General features: G+C 56.3%; 13 protein-coding genes. 5 read left to right on the top strand and 8 right to left on the bottom strand.

The window, feature by feature from the left end:
• Positions 1-331: 331 nt before the first annotated feature.
• From lepA to HUO12_RS02945, 3 genes are all read right to left on the bottom strand, one after another.
• Entirely contained in the window at positions 332-2,149 is a 1,818-nt protein-coding gene (gene lepA / locus HUO12_RS02955; RefSeq protein ID WP_176272189.1) for a translation elongation factor 4, read from the bottom strand.
• Positions 2,150-2,227: 78 nt separating this feature from the next.
• On the bottom strand, positions 2,228-4,342 hold the full coding sequence (locus HUO12_RS02950) for a sensor domain-containing protein (protein WP_232367290.1): 2,115 nt from the start codon (positions 4,340-4,342) through the stop codon (positions 2,228-2,230).
• A gap of 187 nt (positions 4,343-4,529) precedes the next feature.
• Positions 4,530-6,740 carry an EAL domain-containing protein gene (locus HUO12_RS02945; protein ID WP_176272188.1) on the bottom strand — a complete coding sequence of 737 codons (2,211 nt, stop codon included), beginning with the start codon at positions 6,738-6,740 and terminating at the stop codon, positions 4,530-4,532.
• A 238-nt stretch (positions 6,741-6,978) separates the two neighbouring features.
• Here HUO12_RS02945 and HUO12_RS02940 point away from each other — a divergent pair, with 238 nt between their 5' ends.
• The 3 genes from HUO12_RS02940 (at position 6,979) to HUO12_RS02930 (ending at position 10,964) form a co-directional block, all read left to right on the top strand.
• The gene (locus tag HUO12_RS02940; RefSeq protein ID WP_176272187.1) at positions 6,979-8,673 is read left to right on the top strand and encodes a PHA/PHB synthase family protein; all 1,695 of its coding nucleotides are present in this window, start codon (positions 6,979-6,981) and stop codon (positions 8,671-8,673) included.
• 62 nt (positions 8,674-8,735) lie between these two features.
• Positions 8,736-9,608: an alpha/beta fold hydrolase gene (locus tag HUO12_RS02935; RefSeq protein ID WP_232367289.1), complete on the top strand. Its 873-nt coding sequence runs from the start codon at positions 8,736-8,738 to the stop codon at positions 9,606-9,608.
• 39 nt (positions 9,609-9,647) lie between these two features.
• Positions 9,648-10,964, top strand: coding sequence for an FAD-dependent oxidoreductase (locus tag HUO12_RS02930; RefSeq protein WP_176272186.1), 1,317 nt, complete (start codon positions 9,648-9,650; stop codon positions 10,962-10,964).
• Here the strand turns inward: HUO12_RS02930 and HUO12_RS02925 are convergent.
• A complete protein-coding gene (locus tag HUO12_RS02925; protein WP_232367288.1) occupies positions 10,961-11,875 on the bottom strand; it encodes an alpha/beta fold hydrolase in 915 nt (304 codons plus the stop codon). The genes HUO12_RS02930 and HUO12_RS02925 overlap by 4 nt on opposite strands.
• An 80-nt stretch (positions 11,876-11,955) precedes the next feature.
• On the opposite strand from HUO12_RS02925, the gene HUO12_RS02920 reads away from it, so the two are divergent.
• Together HUO12_RS02920 and HUO12_RS02915 are read left to right on the top strand one after the other, a co-directional pair.
• A complete protein-coding gene (locus tag HUO12_RS02920; RefSeq protein WP_176272185.1) occupies positions 11,956-13,722 on the top strand; it encodes an N-acyl-D-amino-acid deacylase family protein in 1,767 nt (588 codons plus the stop codon).
• A complete protein-coding gene (locus HUO12_RS02915; RefSeq protein WP_176272184.1) occupies positions 13,719-14,543 on the top strand; it encodes an SDR family NAD(P)-dependent oxidoreductase in 825 nt (274 codons plus the stop codon). The genes HUO12_RS02920 and HUO12_RS02915 overlap by 4 nt, the downstream gene beginning before the upstream one ends.
• Before the next feature lie 14 nt (positions 14,544-14,557).
• Here the strand turns inward: HUO12_RS02915 and HUO12_RS02910 are convergent, their stop codons facing one another.
• The 4 genes from HUO12_RS02910 to dnaN form a co-directional block, all read right to left on the bottom strand.
• Positions 14,558-15,508: a glycerophosphodiester phosphodiesterase family protein gene (locus tag HUO12_RS02910; protein ID WP_176272183.1), complete on the bottom strand. Its 951-nt coding sequence runs from the start codon at positions 15,506-15,508 to the stop codon at positions 14,558-14,560.
• Positions 15,505-16,593 carry a DUF2855 family protein gene (locus HUO12_RS02905; RefSeq protein WP_176272182.1) on the bottom strand — a complete coding sequence of 363 codons (1,089 nt, stop codon included), beginning with the start codon at positions 16,591-16,593 and terminating at the stop codon, positions 15,505-15,507. Before HUO12_RS02905 ends, HUO12_RS02910 begins: the two co-directional genes overlap by 4 nt.
• Before the next feature lie 71 nt (positions 16,594-16,664).
• Complete coding sequence (locus HUO12_RS02900) at positions 16,665-17,075, bottom strand: hypothetical protein (protein WP_176272181.1); 411 nt, start codon at positions 17,073-17,075, stop codon at positions 16,665-16,667.
• Between the two features lie 4 nt (positions 17,076-17,079).
• Positions 17,080-18,207, bottom strand: a complete 1,128-nt coding sequence (dnaN, locus tag HUO12_RS02895; RefSeq protein WP_176272180.1) for a DNA polymerase III subunit beta — start codon at positions 18,205-18,207, stop codon at positions 17,080-17,082.
• Positions 18,208-18,215 lie beyond the last annotated feature (8 nt).

Raw genomic sequence — 18,215 nt, 5'->3', positions numbered from 1 at the left:
TCAAGGACGATCTCGAAGGCTTCAATGTTCTCATCGAGCAAGCACTCGCGAATAAAGCGCCAAGCACTTTCGTCCGTGAAATATTCTTCAAGAGAATCCGAACCACTTCCGCTATGCAATGGGACTGAACGCGGTCGCCAGTCCGATGGCAATTGTGGAAATGAGCCAACGGCTCGAGTTCTGCGCGACTCGCAAAGTCGAGCCATCTGCTTGCGAATTTCTACAGACAAAAGTGAGTTTCCTCATAGCTCGATCCTTCATCCCGTCCCGAGCCATAGGTATCAATTGATACCGGAATGTCAATATGCGTTCGTGCGTAGTAGCCGTGCTGCTACTCCTCCCCCATCCTGAGCGCCGCAATGAAAGCTTCCTGCGGGATGCTCACATTCCCATACTCTCGCATCTTCGCCTTGCCCTTTTTCTGCTTGTCCAGCAGCTTCTTCTTGCGCGAAATATCGCCGCCATAGCATTTCGCGGTCACATCCTTGCGCAGTGCGGCGATCGTCTCGCGCGCGATAATCTTGCCGCCCAGCGCGGCCTGAATCGGGATCTTGAACAGGTGGCGCGGGATAAGATCTTTTAATCGCTCGCACATGCCGCGCCCGCGCTCTTCGGCAACGCTGCGGTGGACGATCAAGCTCAGCGCATCGACCGGTTCATTGTTCACGAGGATGTTCATCTTGACCAGATCGCCTTCGCGAAGGCCGATCTGTTCATAGTCGAAGCTGGCATAGCCGCGGCTGATCGACTTCAGCCGGTCGTAGAAGTCGAACACCACCTCGTTCAAGGGCAACTCATACGTCACCTGCGCGCGCCCGCCGACATAGGTCAGGTTGGTCTGGATACCGCGACGGTCCTGACACAGTTTGAGGATTGCGCCGAGATAGTCGTCCGGCGTGTAGATCGTCGCCTTGATCCACGGCTCTTCAATCATGTCGATGCGGTTCACATCAGGCCAGTCGGCGGGATTGTGAATGTCGACAACGGACGCCGCTTCATTCTTGGTATGCGCGAGATGCACGCGGTAGACCACGGACGGCGCGGTGGTGATGAGGTCGAGATCGTATTCTCTGGAGAGACGCTCCTGAATGATTTCCAGATGCAGCAGGCCCAGAAAGCCTGCGCGAAAGCCGAAGCCGAGCGCGGCAGAGCTTTCCATTTCGAAAGAGAAGGAGGCATCGTTCAGGCGCAGCTTGCCAATGCTCTCGCGCAGTTTTTCAAAGTCTGCCGCATCGACCGGGAACAGGCCGCAGAACACCACGGGCTGGACTTCCTTATAGCCGGGCAGAGGCTCGCTCGCCCCGCCCTTCACAGTCGTGATCGTGTCACCCACGCGGGCCTGTTCGACTTCCTTGATTTGCGCGGTGATGAAGCCGATTTCGCCAGGGCCGAGTTCTGTGAGGTCCGTGCGCTTGGGCGTGAAGCAGCCGACGCGGTCGATCAGGTGCTGCGTGCCGCCTTGCATGAACTTGATGTTCTGGCCCTTGGTGATGACGCCTTCGATGACGCGGACGAGGATGACGACGCCGAGATAGGGGTCGTACCAGCTATCGACGAGGCTGGCTTTGAGCGGCTTGTCGCGCTCGCCGTTGGGGGGCGGGATTTTGGCGACGACAGCTTCGAGCACGTCTTCGATGCCGATGCCCGATTTGGCGGACGTCATGACAGCTTCGGATGCGTCGAGGCCGATGACGTCTTCGATTTCCTGCTGGACCTTTTCAGGTTCGGCGGCAGGCAAGTCGATCTTGTTGATGACGGGGACAATTTCGTGGTCATGCTCGATCGACTGGTAAACATTGGCAAGCGTTTGCGCTTCGACGCCCTGGGCTGCGTCGACGACGAGGAGCGCGCCTTCGCATGCGGCGAGGCTGCGGGAGACTTCGTACGCGAAGTCGACATGGCCGGGCGTGTCCATCAGGTTGAGCTGATAGGTCTCGCCATCCTTGGCGGTGTAGTTAAGGCGCACGGTCTGGGCTTTGATGGTGATGCCGCGCTCGCGCTCAATGTCCATGTTATCAAGGACTTGCTCGCTCATCTCGCGGTCGGTGAGCCCGCCGGTGAACTGGATCAGCCGGTCAGCCAGAGTGGACTTGCCATGATCGATATGCGCGATGATGGAGAAATTACGGATTTTGGAGAGGTCGGTCATTTCCCGCTCCATTAGCCGCACAGGATTTGCCTGTCAGCCACAAACGTAAAGCTTGGGTGTACAGAGGCAATTGCAGCCTCAGCCAATATCGCCCGTGTACCCCTTGGCATAGCTAAATTGCGGGATTGTACCCTCGCTCAGCATGCCGCCTTCCATGCTCTTGTAATTGCCTGGAGAGAGCGCCGCTAGAGGAGCACCAGCAGACGCAAGCGCATAAGGCGAGACACGGTGGCGAGTACAAAGCCCCCCTGCCCCGTCGTCGATCAATGGCGTTTCAAACTCTAGCCCCTGTGTATCCCCCGATGAACGGATCACCGTCGTGACCGCAAGCTGACCGCCTCCAAGGTCGAGGACGAACTGCGTGTCGACCGGGACGTCGGAAAGCCCTTGGATCAGGGCTCCGCTGCGAGACAGATTGCGCAATGTCACATCATATGAATGGTCGTCATGGATAACTTGGACCTTGCGAAGGACAGTACGACGACGCGCGCGCTGAGTCCGCGAACTGCTTGGCTCGATTGTCCATTCATCGTTCGCAAGTTCGCTGGTTACGTCGTCTGCGGTGAGCGGATCGGTGTAGATCAGACCTTGCAGGCCATCTACACCGCTTTCACGCAGCGCGAACAAGACATCCATGTTCTCAATACCGCTTGCAACCGTTCGCATGCCGAGGGCCTTGGACAGCGCGACAATGGCTTTTATCAACGCGAGTTCGCGACTATTCTTGCCAAAATGATCGCGATAGAAGTTTTCGCCAATCTTGATCGTGTTGAACGGCGCGCGCTGCAAATATCCTAGCGACGAATAGCCGGTTCCAAACTCGTCGAGTGTCAAGCGCACGCCAAGCTTGAATAGCTGAGCAAGCGTTTTGTCGACGCTTTCCGTTTCAGCGAGAAATACTGTTTCCTTGACTTCAAGCTCCAGCCGCGATGGCTCGATATCGGAGTCCTGAATAGCAGCAGAAATCGACTCTACAAAACCGTCTGAATTGAACAGCCGCGCGGGTACATTGACGCAAATGCGCAAGTCATCCGGCCATTGAGCAGCTTGTTTGCAAGCGGTCTTGATTGCCCATTCGCCGACATCCACAACCATGCTGGAGTTTTCAACGATCGACTGGAATTCCTCCTCATCGATCTCGCCGCGATCTGGATGGTTCCAGCACACCAGCGCTTCGACACCCGTGACTTGCTGGTCACCGGCTGAGAGCACCGGAAGATAACGCAGGAATAGCTGCTCATCCTGCAGCGCTTCGTGAAGGTTGCCTTCAAGCCGGCGCCGAAAAATGGCTTCGTTTTGAAGATCTCCTGAATAGAAGCGATACTGCCCGCGTCCGCCATTCTTCGCTGCATAAAGCGCGAGGTCAGCTGAGTGGACAATCTCTTCGCGGGTCACCCCGTCATGCGGTGCAATTGCGATACCCACCGAGGCACCAATAACGCAGCGCCCTTCGTCGAGCGAGTAAGGTTGCGAAAGCATCTTGATAATGCGCGCTGCAATCTCGCCCAGATCTCCGCGATCATCCTTATCTTGGAACATGACCTGAAATTCATCGCCGCCGAGACGACCAATCTCACAGTCTTCGCCAACTGCACTGCGCAGCCGGGCTGCAACCTGCTTCAGAAGCTCGTCGCCCGCTGCATGCCCAAGCGTATCATTGACCTGCTTGAAGCGGTCCAAGTCCAGCATCATGATCGCACAGTTGCGTTTTGCAGCTTTGAAAGCTGTCAGCGTTCCTTCGATGATCTGTGCCATTCGATGCCGGTTGGACAGACCGGTAAGCGAGTCATACTTTGCAAGACGCTGGGTTTCTTCCTCACGGTGAAAGTCTTCCGTGATGTCTGTGCCAGTCCCACGGAAGCCCATGAATGAACCGCCTCGTGAGAAATAGGGTCGACCTGACAGTCTGATAACAACGTGCTGGTTACCGCGTTGCGTGCTAACCTCAAAACCTGAGAACGATTTGCGCGCGCCCAGCTTCAATGCGAGCGATTGCGTCCGTCCACTTCCGCCTCGTGCCTGGAATACCGAAGGAAGCGGTTCGCCGATGAGTTCGTCCAGGGGCAGGTCTACGCGGTCGCTGATAGCTTGGCTGAGATAGGTCAGATTGCCTTCTTTGTCGCAAGCCCAGAACCATCCAAGTCCCGAAGTCTCGAGTTCGTCCAGCATCGCCAGCTTTTCGTCGTCAGACAAAGCTGAGCCGCCCCGGCGACCACCAGGGGCGCCGGAACCGAAAGAACCTGACAGTAGAGCCTTTAGCGGCACCTGACCTGAACTCCTGAATTACCCGGCCTACAAGCAGATCCGGATTGCACCATGTGGAGTAAAGCGTGTTGGTTATTTTTCTGCTAATTTGAGCGCAGGTTAAGAGAAGAAGTGGCTACGCGGCTTCGGAGCGGGCTACGCTAATATCGACTTCTCGAAACTGAGGCTGTGCAATCGCTGCGGTGCCTAGACCAGCCAAGGCAGAATAGGCGTCTTCCGGCAATGCACTCAGTGGCTTACCTGCTGCTTCTATCTGATAGGGGGAGACCCGATGGCGCGTGCAGAGGCCATCGAAACCATCGCTGATAAGCGGGGTCTCAAACTGAAGACCTTGTGCAAATCCTTCGCTCCGCACGACAGTCGCAACTGCCAGCTGACCATCACCCAGATCAAGAACCACTTCAGTCTCCAAGGGAACATCCAACAGCCCCTCAACCCTAGCGCCTGATTTGGAGAGATTCTTGAGGACGACGTTGTAGCGATAGTCGCCATGGACAAGGCCGATGCGCCGTAGTTCCGTCCGTCGTTGCGAGCGATACCGCTCTGGCCCACGTGGCTCGTAAACCAAATCACCGCTCTCAAGCTTTGCCATCACTTCATCATGGGGGACACCAAACGAGAAGATTGCACCTTGCAAGTGGGTCGCCTTGCGCTTCTTGACCAGCTCGAGTTCGTCTTTCGTTTCAACGCCTTCCGCCACAGTCTCCATATCGAGAGCGTCAGCAAGGCTCACTATCGAACTGATGATAGCGGCATTGTTGTTATCGGGCTCGCAGGAGCCGCGTACAAATGTCTGATCTATCTTGATTTTATCGAATGGCGCTTTGCGCAAATAGCTCAGTGAACTGTATCCGGTTCCAAAATCGTCAAGGGCCAGCCTAACACCAAGGTTCTTGAGTTCCTTGAACATCCTTTGTGTTCGCTCATCGTCGCCCATGAACACGCTTTCCGTGATTTCAAGCTCGACCCGGGAAGGACTGATGCCACTCTTCTTGAGCGCGTTCTTGACTGTCTGCGGAAAGTCATCATTCGCAAACTGAACCGCTGACACATTGATGGCGACACGCAGCTCTATCGGCCATTGGGCGGCCTCGCTGCAGGCCGTTTCCAGAGCCCACGTGCCGATCTTCTTGATAAGACCACAGTCTTCAGCGATCGGGATGAACTCAGTGGGCGAGATCGGCCCTCGCTCTGGATGCTCCCAGCGCATCAGCGCTTCGAAACACGCCACTTTATGCGTCGATGCATCAACAATCGGTTGGTATGCCATAGAGAGCTCGTCGCGATGCATTGCATCGCGCAGATCCTCTTCAATGTTGCGCCGATGCTTGGCGCTGTCCTTGAGCGTGCTTGAATAGAAGCGAAACTGCCCCCGCCCGCTGCCTTTGGCTGAATACAAAGCCAGATCAGCCGCTTTGACGAGCTCCTCTGGCTCGATCCCATCGTAAGGCGCAACAGCGATACCGACCGAGGTTCCAATGATCGCCCGCGCTCCATTGATCGAATACGGCTGAGAAACCATCTGGATGACACGGTTCGCAAGATCTCCAAGTTTGCCGCGGTCGTCGATGTCCGGCAGCATGATCTGGAATTCATCGCCCCCAAGTCGACCGATCTCCCCACGCTTGCCAATGATCTGCCCCAATCTGGCGGCCACTTGCTTCAAAAGCTCGTCGCCTGCCGGGTGTCCAAGCGTATCGTTGACCTGTTTGAACCTGTCGAGGTCCAGCATCATCAAGGCACATGACCGCTTGGCATTGCGATAAGCGCTAAGCGTCGCGCCAAGCCGTTTTGCCATGCGATGCCGGTTAGCTAGACCGGTTAGGGAGTCATACTGTGAGAGGCGTTCCGCATTCCTTTGGTTTTCTCGTGTCGCAGTGATGTCCTTGGCACTACCCCGATAGCCGTTGAATTCGCCGTTCTTGTCGAATTGAGGCTTCCCAGCGATTTCCCACCATACTTCTGTGGTCTCTACGGCGACGCGCACGTCCAGCTGCGAAATCGAATTTCGTGCGCCGAGAAGGAATTTGAGCGGTCGTTCCGATCGCGAATCTTCTTCATCTTCCGGCGGCAACAACAAATCGGTCAGCGGGCGGCCGATTATTTCGGCTTCATCCCAGCCAAGCTGCGAAATGGCATTCTTCGATAGGTAAATCAGGCGGCCAAATGCGTCAGTTGCCCAGAACCAGCCGAGCCCTGCCTGCTCAAAGCTGTCAAGCAATTCGACCCGACGGGCGAGGTCATTCTGTTTGATCGGGCAAAGCGGAGCCAACTTCTCCGTGCCTTTACCTTTCCCGCCTGTAAGTCTTCCCAGCAGTCCTGCCATTGATCTTATGTTCTTTTCTACGAAGCGATACCCTGTTGAGGATTTAACAATAAGTTCTTGCCAATTGGCTAATTTCCCGGTGCCTCAAATTAACCATAACGAGCGACAAGGGCCCGCCACAGGCTGCCAAAAGTGGGCTCATAGATCTCGCTCAAACTGGCAATGTTGGCTTGCCATTTAACGTTCTCAGCGCCATTCAGGTGACAGAGATTTGAATTCACTGCCACTCGGGGAAAGCATGGCTGAAAAGATCAAACTGGAAAACGAAGCCGCTCAATCCACCAACGCTCTGGGACCATTGATCGGCATTGCTCGCGAAGACTTCGTGGGCGCTGTTGCACTGCTTTTGCGAGAAACAGCATCGGACCCGTCGCGTATAATGCGCCACGCTCAAGCGATGGGTGAGGACATGGTGAAGATCATGACCGGCAAATCCGATCTAGCGCCCGACCCAAAAGACAAGCGCTTTATGGATCCGGCGTGGCAGTACAATCCCTTCTTCCGCGCAGGTGCGCAGTATTATCTCGCTGTGCAGAAGGGTATGCGCAATTGGGTCGAAGAGCTGGAACTGGACGAGCTGGAGCGCAATCGTGCCAATTTCATCTCGAACATCATCATTGATGGCTTGGCCCCAACCAATACGCTCGTCGGCAATCCGGTAGCGCAAAAGCAGCTCATCAATTCAGGCGGCCTGTCGCTGATCGCCGGTCTCAAGAACGCGTATAATGATCTCGTCAATAATAAGGGGATGGTTAGTCAGGTTGACAAACGCCCGTTCAAATTGGGCGAGAATATCGCGACCTCGGAAGGCTCCGTCGTTCTGCGAACGGAAATGTTCGAGCTCGTCCACTACGCGCCGACGACCGACGAGGTTTACGAAGTCCCGCAACTGACGATTCCGCCGCAGATCAACAAGATGTATATCAATGACTTATCGCCCGATAAGTCTGTCGTGAAATACCAGCTCGACAACGGAATTCAGACCTTTGTCATCTCGTGGCGCAATCCTTCAAAGGAACAAGGCGTCTGGGGGATGAGTGATTATATCAAGGCCTGCGAAGAGGCGATGGAAGCTGTTTCCAAGATAACCGGCTCCGACAAGGTGAATGTCTCTGCTGGCTGTTCTGGTGGCCAGACAGCCTCTGTCCTCGCATCAAAACTGGCAGCTCAGAAGAGCGATCTGCTCGGAACGCTCACACTCATGGTTTGTGTTCTGCATCCTAAGCCGACCGATGTGGAAGCTGGGTCTCTTGTTTCAGAGAACGGCATGGCCCTCGCTCGCCAACGCGCAGAGAAAGCCGGAATCATCAAAGCGGATGACTTAGCGCGCGGCTTTGCCTGGTTGCGTCCGAATGACCTGATCTGGAACTATGTCATCAACAACTACCTGCTTGGAATGGATCCGCCAGCCTTTGACGTTCTGTTCTGGAATGCTGATGCGACCAATCTCTCAGCAAGTCTGATGGGTGACTTCCTGACGCTGTTCGAAACGCTCGCCTTTACCAAGAAGGGCGAAGTCGAGATGGCCGAACACAAGATCGATCTTTCGAAAGTGAAGTCGGACATGTTCATCCTGGGCGGCGTCACAGACCACATTACACCCTGGAAAGCGACCTATCGTTCGACCCAGTTGTTCGGATCCAAAGACATTACATATGTCCTGAGCCAGTCTGGCCACATGCAAGCGATCCTAAATCCTCCGGGTAATCCCAAAGCCAAGTATTACGTCCAAAAGAAGAAGGGCAAGCTACCCAAAACGGCTGATGATTGGCTGCAAGGTACCGAGGAAGTCAAAGGGAGCTGGTGGCCGTTCTGGATGGAATGGATGCAGGAACGTTCCGGCACCAAGAAACCAGCACCTGTTTCAGTCGGGGATGACGATCACAAGCCGCTGGACCCCGCCCCCGGTCTGTACGTAGTGGAAGAAAGATAAGCCGGAGCGTCGCTTCTCCAGCAAGACATGGCCCAAAGAGGTCGCAGGACAGGAACCAGAATTTGACGGACAGACTCGATGATGCGCTCGACGAGGCCATGGCCGATGCTAACATCACCATGGAAACCGTCGGCGGGCGTACTTTGCGTGTCGCAACTTGGCGACTAGATGAGCCGAGCGAGCATTTACCACTGCTGTTCTTTAACGGGATCGGCGCGAATATCGAGGCTGTTGCACCGCTTGCGGAAGCACTGCCCGAACGCGCTTTCATTATGTTCGACATGCCCGGCATCGGTGGATCGCCTGAACCGGTCGTCCCCTACAACACAGTCACTATGGCTTGGACGACTACGCAATTATTAGACAAACTGGGAGTCGACAAGGTCGATGTGATGGGCGTTAGCTGGGGTGGCGCCATGGCTCAGCACTTTGCGATCCAGCACCCTGGACGCACGCGCAGACTTATCCTAGCCGCAACTACGGCAGGGATGCTGATGATGCCGGGCAATCCAGCTTCACTCAGCAAGATGGCCGATCCGCGACGCTATATCGATGCTGCTTTCATGGAAGAGCACTTCCAGACGCTATACGGCGGAGCACTTGGCAAGAGCCTCAACAAGATGGAGCATATCCATCGGTTGAAGCCCCCTTCCCCGCGTGGATATTTCTACCAATTGATGGCGATGCTGGGATGGACCAGCGCTCCTGCCTTGCCATTCATGCGAAAGAAAACGCTGATCATGATGGGCGATGAGGATCACATTGTTCCGCTGACCAATGGCTGGTTCCTCGACAAGCTTATCCCGGATAGCGAATTGCTGGTCCTGAGAGGTGGAGGACACTTGTTCCTGCTCAGCCATAGTGATGAATGCGTTGAAGCTATGCACCGCTTCCTCGACGAACCGGACGGTGCCGAACACAGCAAGGCCGCATAAGGGACACGCCACAAGCGGATCAGGATAGGAGCGAAGGTCATGCGGCACATAGCGATCATTGGCTCCGGTCCGGCAGGCTATTACACGGCGGAAGCCGCGCAAAAGCAGTGGGGCGATGAGGTAAGTGTTGATGTTTTCGATTTGCTGCCTGTTCCATACGGACTCATTCGCTTTGGTGTCGCTCCCGATCACCAATCCATCAAAGGCGTCTCGCGGCGCTACGAAAAGACTGCCCTGAACGAGAATGTCCGGTTCGTAGGCAATGTAGCGGTTGGCAAGGACATTACCGTCGCTGAGCTCCGCGAGCTTTACGATGCGGTTATCTTCGCAACGGGCGCGCCCAATGACAGGCAACTCGGTCTTGAAGGGGAAGATCTCGACAACATCTTTGGAAGCGCAGAGTTCGTTGGATGGTATAACGGGCATCCGAAATTCGCAGATCTCGACCCGGATCTCAGCAAAGGACATGTCGTAGTCATTGGCATGGGCAATGTCGCATTGGATGTCGCGCGCATTTTGTCCAAGACTGAAACCGAGTTCGAGGGCGCTGACGTCGTTGCACATGCTTTAGAAAGCTTGCTTGGCTCAAAAATCGAAAAAATCACCATCCTCGGGCGCCGCGGCCCGCATCAAATCATGATGACGCCCAAGGAATTGGGCGAACTCGGCGCGCTTGAAAGGGCTTCACCTCGCGTCGACAAGGATGATTTTCCGGACGAGGCTGAAGACGCGCTTCTTGAGCCGGGTTTGCGCAAGTCCGTCACCCATCTGCGCAGTTTTGCAGCCATACCGGAAGACATGCATGCCGAGAAAGCCATCGAGATCGAATTCGATATGTTCGCGAGCCCCGTTCGCTTCCTAGGCGATGAGAAAGTCGAAGCCGTAAAAGTCGAGCGCACCAAGGTCGAGGCCGGCCGCGCCGTTGGGACTGGCGAGACCTACGAAGTTCCAGCAAGCATGGTCATAACCTGCATCGGCTACCGCACTTCTCCAATACCCGACGTGCCCTTTGATGAACGCGCGGGACGCTTTGCCAATGATGGTGGGCGCATTCTCCCGGGCATGTACTGCGTTGGTTGGGCGCGAAGAGGCCCCACAGGCACGATCGGCACAAACCGGCCGGACGGTTATGATATCGTCGAGAAGATCGCAGAAGACCTTGATGGCGGTGTCCTTGGACGCAAGGGCAAAGGCGGACGCGAAGCATTTGATGCTCTAGCCAACCAGCGCAAGCTCGATATCGTCACATTCCGCGACTGGAAGAAAATCGAAGAGGCGGAAGAAGAAGCCGCTCGTGCTGGTGCACCGCGCGAGAAATTCGTCGATATCGAATCAATGATAAAGGCGAGCCGCTAGGCCGATGGAAGCCACGCCTTCAGCTCAGCATTGACTTGATCGGGCACGTCCTGCTGCACCCAGTGCGATGCATTCGGGAAGCGCTTCACCGTCAGGTCAGCGACGTATTCATCAGTGCCGTTCAAACAGTCGATATGGATCGCGATGTCTTTCTCGCCCCAGAGGATAAGCGTCGGCACATCGACTGTGCCATCGCCTGTCTGTCGGCCATCGGGCGTCTGGAAAAGAGCGCGATAGTAATTGAGCATAGCGGTAATTGCGCCGGGACGCGCCGCCGCTGCGCGGTATGGCTCTATCTCTTCCCGGCTAAACCGATCCTTGTTGACTGATGTCTCCCGGAACAGCCTGCCAACAATCGCCGCGTCATTCTTGCCCAGGCGCATTTCCGGTATCTTGGGGATCTGGAAAAAGAACATGTACCAGCTCTTCTTGAGCTGCTTCCAGGTTTTGAGTTCTCTTGCGCCGCACTGCGGATGCGGCACATTCATGATGACCAGGCGTGTCAGCGGACGCACTTTCTTGATGGCGAAGTGCCAAGCGATTATCGCGCCCCAATCATGTGCAAGCAGCGTGACTTCTTTCGCGCCGCTCGCATCGATCAATGCCGCGACATCTGCAGTAAGATTATCGAGGCGATAGGCCTTTTTGTCACCCGGCCGCGACGTTGCACCATAGCCGCGCAGATTAGGGGCCCAGACCTTGTAGCCGAGCTCCGCAAGTAAATGCATCTGATGCCGCCAACTATAGTGAAGCTCTGGAAAGCCATGGAGGCAGATCGCCAAGTGATCGCTGTCTTGCGAGCCGGCCTTTGCGACCTCGAACGTCAGTCCGTTGGCCTCGACCCAGTCGATCATAATTCCGCTGCCCGGATCCGGCGTCCAGGTCGCTTCCCCGCTTTGTGCCATTGTCATGCGGAGAATGTAGCACCGCCCTCGCCCTTATGGTAAGCCCGTTGCAAAGAAAAACCTGGAGCAAGTCTGGAGAGGCACCAATGGCGGCATTTGATCTGATTATCCGCGGAGGAACCGTCGTCGACGGAACAGGCGCAAAGCGCTTTACTGCGGATGTGGCCATTAAGGACGGCCTTATCGCGCAAGTCGGCACTGTATCGGGCGATGCTGACGAAGAGATAGACGCAACTGGCAAGATCGTCGCGCCAGGCTTCGTCGACATTCACACGCATTATGACGGGCAAGCCACTTGGGATCAGGAAATGGCGCCTTCCAGCTGGCATGGCGTCACGACGGTTGTCATGGGCAATTGCGGCGTTGGCTTCGCACCTGCCAAGCCCGACCGCCATGAGTGGCTCATCAGCCTCATGGAAGGTGTCGAAGACATTCCTGGTACGGCTCTTGCTGAAGGTATCACGTGGGACTGGGAAACCTTCCCGGAATATCTCGATGCGCTCGAAAAGCTGCCGCGCACGGTCGACATCGGCACGCATGTTCCGCACGGAGCGGTGCGAGCATACGTACTTGAGGATCGCGAGCAGCCGGGCGCCGTTCCCACCGAGGACGACATCGCAAAGATGGGACAAATCGTGGAAGAAGGTGTCCGCGCAGGCGCGCTTGGCTTCTCGACCTCGCGCACTGTCCTTCACAAGTCGGTAGATGGCGAGCTTGTGCCTGGCACCACTGCAACCAAGGAAGAGCTGCTCGAGATCGGCCGCGCGCTTGGTCGCGGGAAGCAAGCCGGCGGCCACGCTGTGTTCGAAATGGCAAGCGATCTGCAGCGTGACTGGAACGAATTTGAATGGATGGGGCAATTGAGCCGCGAAAACGGCGTGCCAGTGACGTTCGCTGCGCTCCAGTCTATCGCCAAAGAGCTGCCGCTTGACGAGCAGATTGAGACCATGCGAGCAGAGAACGATAATGGCGCGAACATCGTCGCTCAGATCGCGCTGCGTGGAAACGGGATCATCATGGCGTGGCAAGGCACAGTCCATCCGTTCCGGTTCCGTCCTAGCTGGCAAACCATTGAAGAACTGCCTTGGGCTGAGCAGAAAGCCAAATTGCTAGACCCGGAATTCAAAGCGCAACTCCTTTCTGAATCGAACGATTTCAGCGAAGCGCCTCAGGATATTCTGCCCGTTGTTGCAGTGATATCGATGGGTTGGGCCATGCAATACGAGATGGACCCCGGCTTCGATTATGAGCCTACCGAGGAAGAGACCGTCCAGGCGCGCGCACAGGCGGCAGGCGTTGATCCGCAGGAGTATGCCTATGATATGCTTTGCCGCGAAGATGCGAACGGTTTCATTTATCTCCCGATCTTGAACTATGCGGACAAGAATCTGGACTTCTTGCATCCACTGCAGAACTCAGACGACACGGTGAATTCCCTGTCCGACGGCGGGGCGCATTGCGGCACAATCTGCGATGCTGCCAGCCCTACCTTCATGCTTCAGCACTGGGTGCGCGATCGCAAACGCGGCGATCGCATCCCGCTTGAAAATGCGATCAAGCGTCAATGCCATGACACCGCGAAGCTCTATGGTTTGGAGGACCGAGGGATCATTGCGCCTGGTTACCTTGCAGACATCAATGTCATCGACATGGATGCCATCAAGCTCGGCAAGCCTTGGTTGGCCTTTGATCTGCCGGCCGGAGGCAAGCGCCTGCTGCAAAAGGCCGATGGCTATGTTTGCACGATCAAGAACGGCAACGTCACTTTCCGCGACGGCGAATGGACCGGCGCAACGCCAGGTGGTCTGATCCGTGGGCCTCAACGCGCAGAGCTGGCTGAAGCGGCGGAATGAGCGGCTACGAACCACAACAAGGCGATTGGGCTGTTATAACCGGCGCTGGCCGGGGCATTGGGCGGTTTCTGGCGCAGTATTTCGCCGCCAAGGGCATGCGGATTTGCGCGCTCGATATTGACGCGCATGAGGCGAATGAAACTGCCAAGCTTTGCGGGCCGGAGTCACGCGGTAGAGGCTGCGATGTCTCCGACCGTGATGAAACACTCGATGTCGCCGAGAAACTGCAGGCCCAGGGGGTCGAGCCCTCGCTGCTCTGGATCAATGCAGGTGTCGGCACAGCGGACACTATCCTCAATACGAAGCCCGCGACGCTGGAATGGCTGATGGGCGTCAATGTATTCGGTGCGATCAACACTGCGCAGGCATGGGTTCCTGCATTGCGCGACGTCGGGGGGGCGAGGCACGTCGGCATCACGGCGAGCTCGGCCTCGGTGATTCCGGTGCAAGCACCCTTCACGCTCTATGCCACGACAAAGCAGATGACCGCAGCCGTTGGAGAAGCATTGACAGCCGAACTCGCGGAAGACGGGATCGGCGTCACCATCCTGTGTCCCGGTATCCTCAATACACAGATCTGGAATTCAGCACAGTCGCGCCCGGACCGTTTTGGTGGAGCTCGCCAAGCGCCGGACGAGATTGGCGATCATTGGCGCGCGCAACCTGATCCAGAGCTGCTCAAAGAGGGACTGGAGGAAGTGCTCCGCCGCGGCGGCGGATGGTGTATCATTCCGACCGAAGAAGAAACGCAAGGCAAAATGGCAGAACGGCATAGCGCGCAAGTGCAAGGTCTATTCGACTACGCGACAGTCGAGAAATAGCGGAATGGCGCGGGTCACTCTGCGCGCGACACACCGCACTGCCCTGCCTGTGGCAAGCGCTCGGCCTCCAGCAATGCTTCGGCAGCAGCTCTCGGCCTGTCAGTCGCGATGATATCGACGCCACCTTCTGCAAGTTCTGCATAACGATTGTCCGTACCGAAGCGTTCAAAGATGTGGTCCAGAGAGTTGCGCGATCGCCCGAGCGTACCGAAGATTACTTCGACATCGCGATCATCAAGCTGGGCATATAGGTCAGGCCGGACAACGCGCGTTCCAGTGAAGGCGACGATACTCTCGTCCGGGACTCCCGCCGCCTCGATAGTCGCGAGATCATCGGGTGAGGAGATCGAGAAGGATATCAGCATCTCCGGCGCGAGGGCATGCAGTTTGGTCGCGGCTTCAGCAGTATAGGCGATCAAAATGACGCTCTGAGCCATCTCGGCTGCGCGGATATCCGTAATCACCTCTTCGAAATTGGCCGTGCGTTTGAAATCGATCTGAAGAACTGTCTTGCCTTTAGCCCATGCAAGTGCAGCGGTGAGTGTCGGGACACGATAAGGAGTGACCCAACCCGCTTCATCTACGAGATTGAGCTGCGAGACGTCTGCCCATGAAGCTTCCGCTACAGAGCCAGTACCCGTAGTCGTGCGGTCAAGCGTACGGTCATGCATGAGATAATGCACGCCATCTGTGCTCCGCGCGACGTCCACTTCCATGACCGCGGGGATAGCAGTGAGAACCGCATCCATTGTCTCGATTGCGTTTTCTGGCAGGCCCGGCGACGGACCACCTCTATGGGCCGAAATCAAAGTCTGCCCAATTGCTTCAAAACAATCGAGAGAAGCAGAGAGCGTGGTCTCAGGTACGATCTGCCATTGCCCCGACGGTTCTGCCTCAGCGAGAGCGGCGCTCGCCAAAAACATCGCTCCAATGCTGTTTGCAAAAACCAATGGACGCAGCTTCATGGTTCAATGACGATCCCTTGTGCTGGATCGACCTTACCGCCCACCATTTCAAGATAGGTCTGCCGCGCCGCTTCCAGTCCGTTGCGGGTTTCGATTGCAACTGAGCCTCCTACACTCTCAAGGAAGCCGTGCCACGCTTTCGCCATCATCGCACCCGCCTCTTGAGGCCCATGCTGCTTGAACAAAGCCACAGCATGGTCGGGCGCGAAGAAGAGCGTAGGCTTTGCACCGGGAAGCCCGCGCTCATCGCGCAGGCCAACACCGCCACGATCTTCGATGTGCGTAACGCCGACAAGGCATGAGTATGTGAGATTATCTGTCAGATGCTCGTGCAGCGATTGGAGCAGTGACGCATTGCCTGCAAAGTCTACTGTCACTGTTGGCGCCTGCGGCAAAGCACTTACTTCATCATAGCTCAGCACTTCGTCATACATGCCGGTTTGCTTGACGAAATCTGCATTGCCAGAAGACGTCAGACCGATGCGCTTGATGTTTGGCGAATTCTGCTCGGCGCAACTAGCCAGACCCATCGCAGTTTTTGATGAGGCGCTGGTAAGAACCACGCTCTGAGCTCCGAACCAATTCTCGCTCCGCATGAAGTAATCGATCAGGAAGCCCGTCTTGAAAAGCGGGCCAAAAATCATGCGCTCGCCTTCGCGGGCCGGATCGTGCTCCGGATCTGCCGCGAGACGCGAATACTGATTGTAGATCGGTGGAAGCGGCTGGCGATAATCTGTCATGTCGACAAAACCGCTTGGCGAGACCTTACCCGGTATCACATCGAGGTGCGATGCCATGGGGAGATAGCCGTAAATGCGCTCGCCAACGGAAAACTCGTCGCTGTTGCTCTCGACAACTTTCGCGTGCCCCCACATGGGAACGATCCCCATTCCATCAGGCGCCGGGAAGAAATTCCAATAGCCCACTTGAGCACCGACAACGGCGTAAGTGATGTTGTTCGAAGTGACGGAGAAGCTTTCGATCTCGAGCCGGATCGCGCCGTCTGCGAGATCGCCAAGCGCAACTTCTGCCAAAGAAGCAGAATGTAAGTCATCGCGGCGGACATGTACTTGAGTGGCAGTCATCAATCAGGCTCCTAATGTCTGAGCCAGACGCTAGCCGTCTTCGCTTCGAATGCAACTGGAAGCGGCAGCAGCTACTCGGCGGGAGCTTCCGAACCCTCGCCGCTTTCGGCTGCTTCTTCGTCGCCGAGTGCAATAAATGCGCGGCCGGCAGCTTCGAGGCCCTGCCCCATGTTTTCAAGCTGCGGCGCGCATTTTGTCTCGAGGCCGGACAATTGTTCCAGCGTCATGCCTTGAAACCTTTCAAAAAGATCTTCTTCGAGGTTTGACCCGCCCTGTCCTTCATAACGCCCGATGAAATACGTCAATCCGGCAGCCAGACCCACAGCAGCATCAGGGTCTGCTTCAGAGTCCACACTATCCATCGCAATTGCGATAAAGATCGCGCAGTCGAGCTCATCGCCAAGCGGGTCGGCTTCTACCTGAGCCAAGCCAGGAACAGCCAGTGTTGCCATCATCGCGGCCGGGATCAGGTATTTCTTCATCAGATTATACTCGCATAGGCATCAGGACGTAGAGGGCAGGGCTCTTGTCGTCCTGACGGATGAGTGTTGGTGCACCTGCATCAGCCAGATGCAACTCAACTGTGTCGCTATCGATCTGGCTCAAGATGTCCTTGAGATAATTCGCGTTGAAGCCAATCTCGAACGAGTCCGAGCCATAATCAGCGGCCAATTCCTCAGCTGCGGTCCCATTGTCAGGAGATGTGACGGAGAGCGTAACCTTGTCCGTATCAAGTCCCATCTTGACCGCACGGGTCTTCTCGGTCGCGATGGTCGCGACGCGGTCAACGCCTTGGAAGAAGCTCTTCGGATCGACTTTCAATAGCTTGTCATTGCCAGTCGGAATGACCCGCGTGTAATCCGGGAATGTGCCGTCAATCAGTTTGCTGGTGAGCACAACGCCGCCTTCGCCGCCCAGCGTGAAGCGGATCTTGCTGGCGGACAGATCGACCTGCACACTGCCGTCCAGCGCCTCCTCAAGCAGCTTGCGAAGCTCACCCACGGCTTTGCGAGGGACGATCACGTCCGGCATACCATCAGCACCCTCGGGCTGCGCGATGGTAAACCGGGCCAAACGGTGACCGTCAGTTGCCGCAGCTTTCAAGACCGGCGTGTCATCGTCAGTGACATGAAAGAAAATGCCGTTGAGGTAATAACGTGTTTCTTCAGTCGAGATCGCGAAACGCGTGCGATCAATCAATTCGGCGAGCGTCTTGGCTGGAAGCTCGAAACTGGTGGGCAAATCGCCCTCCACGATCACCGGGAAATCATCACGCGGTAGTGTGGGAAGCTTGAAGCGGCTACGCCCAGCTTTAATCTCCATCCGGTTGTCCGCTGCGTCCAAGCTGACTTGGCTGCCCTCTGGCAGTTTGCGGGCAATGTCGAATAGCAGATGTGCGGAAACAGTGATCGCACCCGGGGTCTCGACCGACGCCGCCGGCATGGTTTCGACCACCTGCAAATCCAGGTCTGTCGCCATGACTTTGACCGAACCGCCATCAGCCGCTTCGATCAGCACATTGGACAGGATCGGAATGGTGTTGCGACGCTCAACCACTGACTGAACATGAGACAGGCAGCGCAGCAGCGTAGCGCGTTCGATTGTGGCCTTCATGGGTCCTA

The organism is Altererythrobacter lutimaris (assembly GCF_013371495.1).
In the GTDB taxonomy this organism is placed as follows: Bacteria; Pseudomonadota; Alphaproteobacteria; order Sphingomonadales; family Sphingomonadaceae; genus Erythrobacter; species Erythrobacter lutimaris_A.
Note: the sequence above shows the minus strand (reverse complement) of the source record. Positions and strands in the feature narration are given on the sequence as shown.

Bases quoted from the DNA above. Each gene is read 5' to 3' on its own strand.
- lepA (WP_176272189.1), bottom strand. From the start codon at position 2,149: ATGACCGACCTCTCCAAAATCCGTAATTTCTCCATCATCGCGCATATC.
- HUO12_RS02945 (WP_176272188.1), bottom strand. From the start codon at position 6,740: ATGGCAGGACTGCTGGGAAGACTTACAGGCGGGAAAGGTAAAGGCACG.
- HUO12_RS02940 (WP_176272187.1), top strand. From the start codon at position 6,979: ATGGCTGAAAAGATCAAACTGGAAAACGAAGCCGCTCAATCCACCAAC.
- HUO12_RS02930 (WP_176272186.1), top strand. From the start codon at position 9,648: ATGCGGCACATAGCGATCATTGGCTCCGGTCCGGCAGGCTATTACACG.
- HUO12_RS02925 (WP_232367288.1), bottom strand. From the start codon at position 11,875: ATGACAATGGCACAAAGCGGGGAAGCGACCTGGACGCCGGATCCGGGC.
- HUO12_RS02920 (WP_176272185.1), top strand. From the start codon at position 11,956: ATGGCGGCATTTGATCTGATTATCCGCGGAGGAACCGTCGTCGACGGA.
- HUO12_RS02915 (WP_176272184.1), top strand. From the start codon at position 13,719: ATGAGCGGCTACGAACCACAACAAGGCGATTGGGCTGTTATAACCGGC.
- HUO12_RS02910 (WP_176272183.1), bottom strand. From the start codon at position 15,508: ATGAAGCTGCGTCCATTGGTTTTTGCAAACAGCATTGGAGCGATGTTT.
- HUO12_RS02905 (WP_176272182.1), bottom strand. From the start codon at position 16,593: ATGACTGCCACTCAAGTACATGTCCGCCGCGATGACTTACATTCTGCT.
- HUO12_RS02900 (WP_176272181.1), bottom strand. From the start codon at position 17,075: ATGAAGAAATACCTGATCCCGGCCGCGATGATGGCAACACTGGCTGTT.
- dnaN (WP_176272180.1), bottom strand. From the start codon at position 18,207: ATGAAGGCCACAATCGAACGCGCTACGCTGCTGCGCTGCCTGTCTCAT.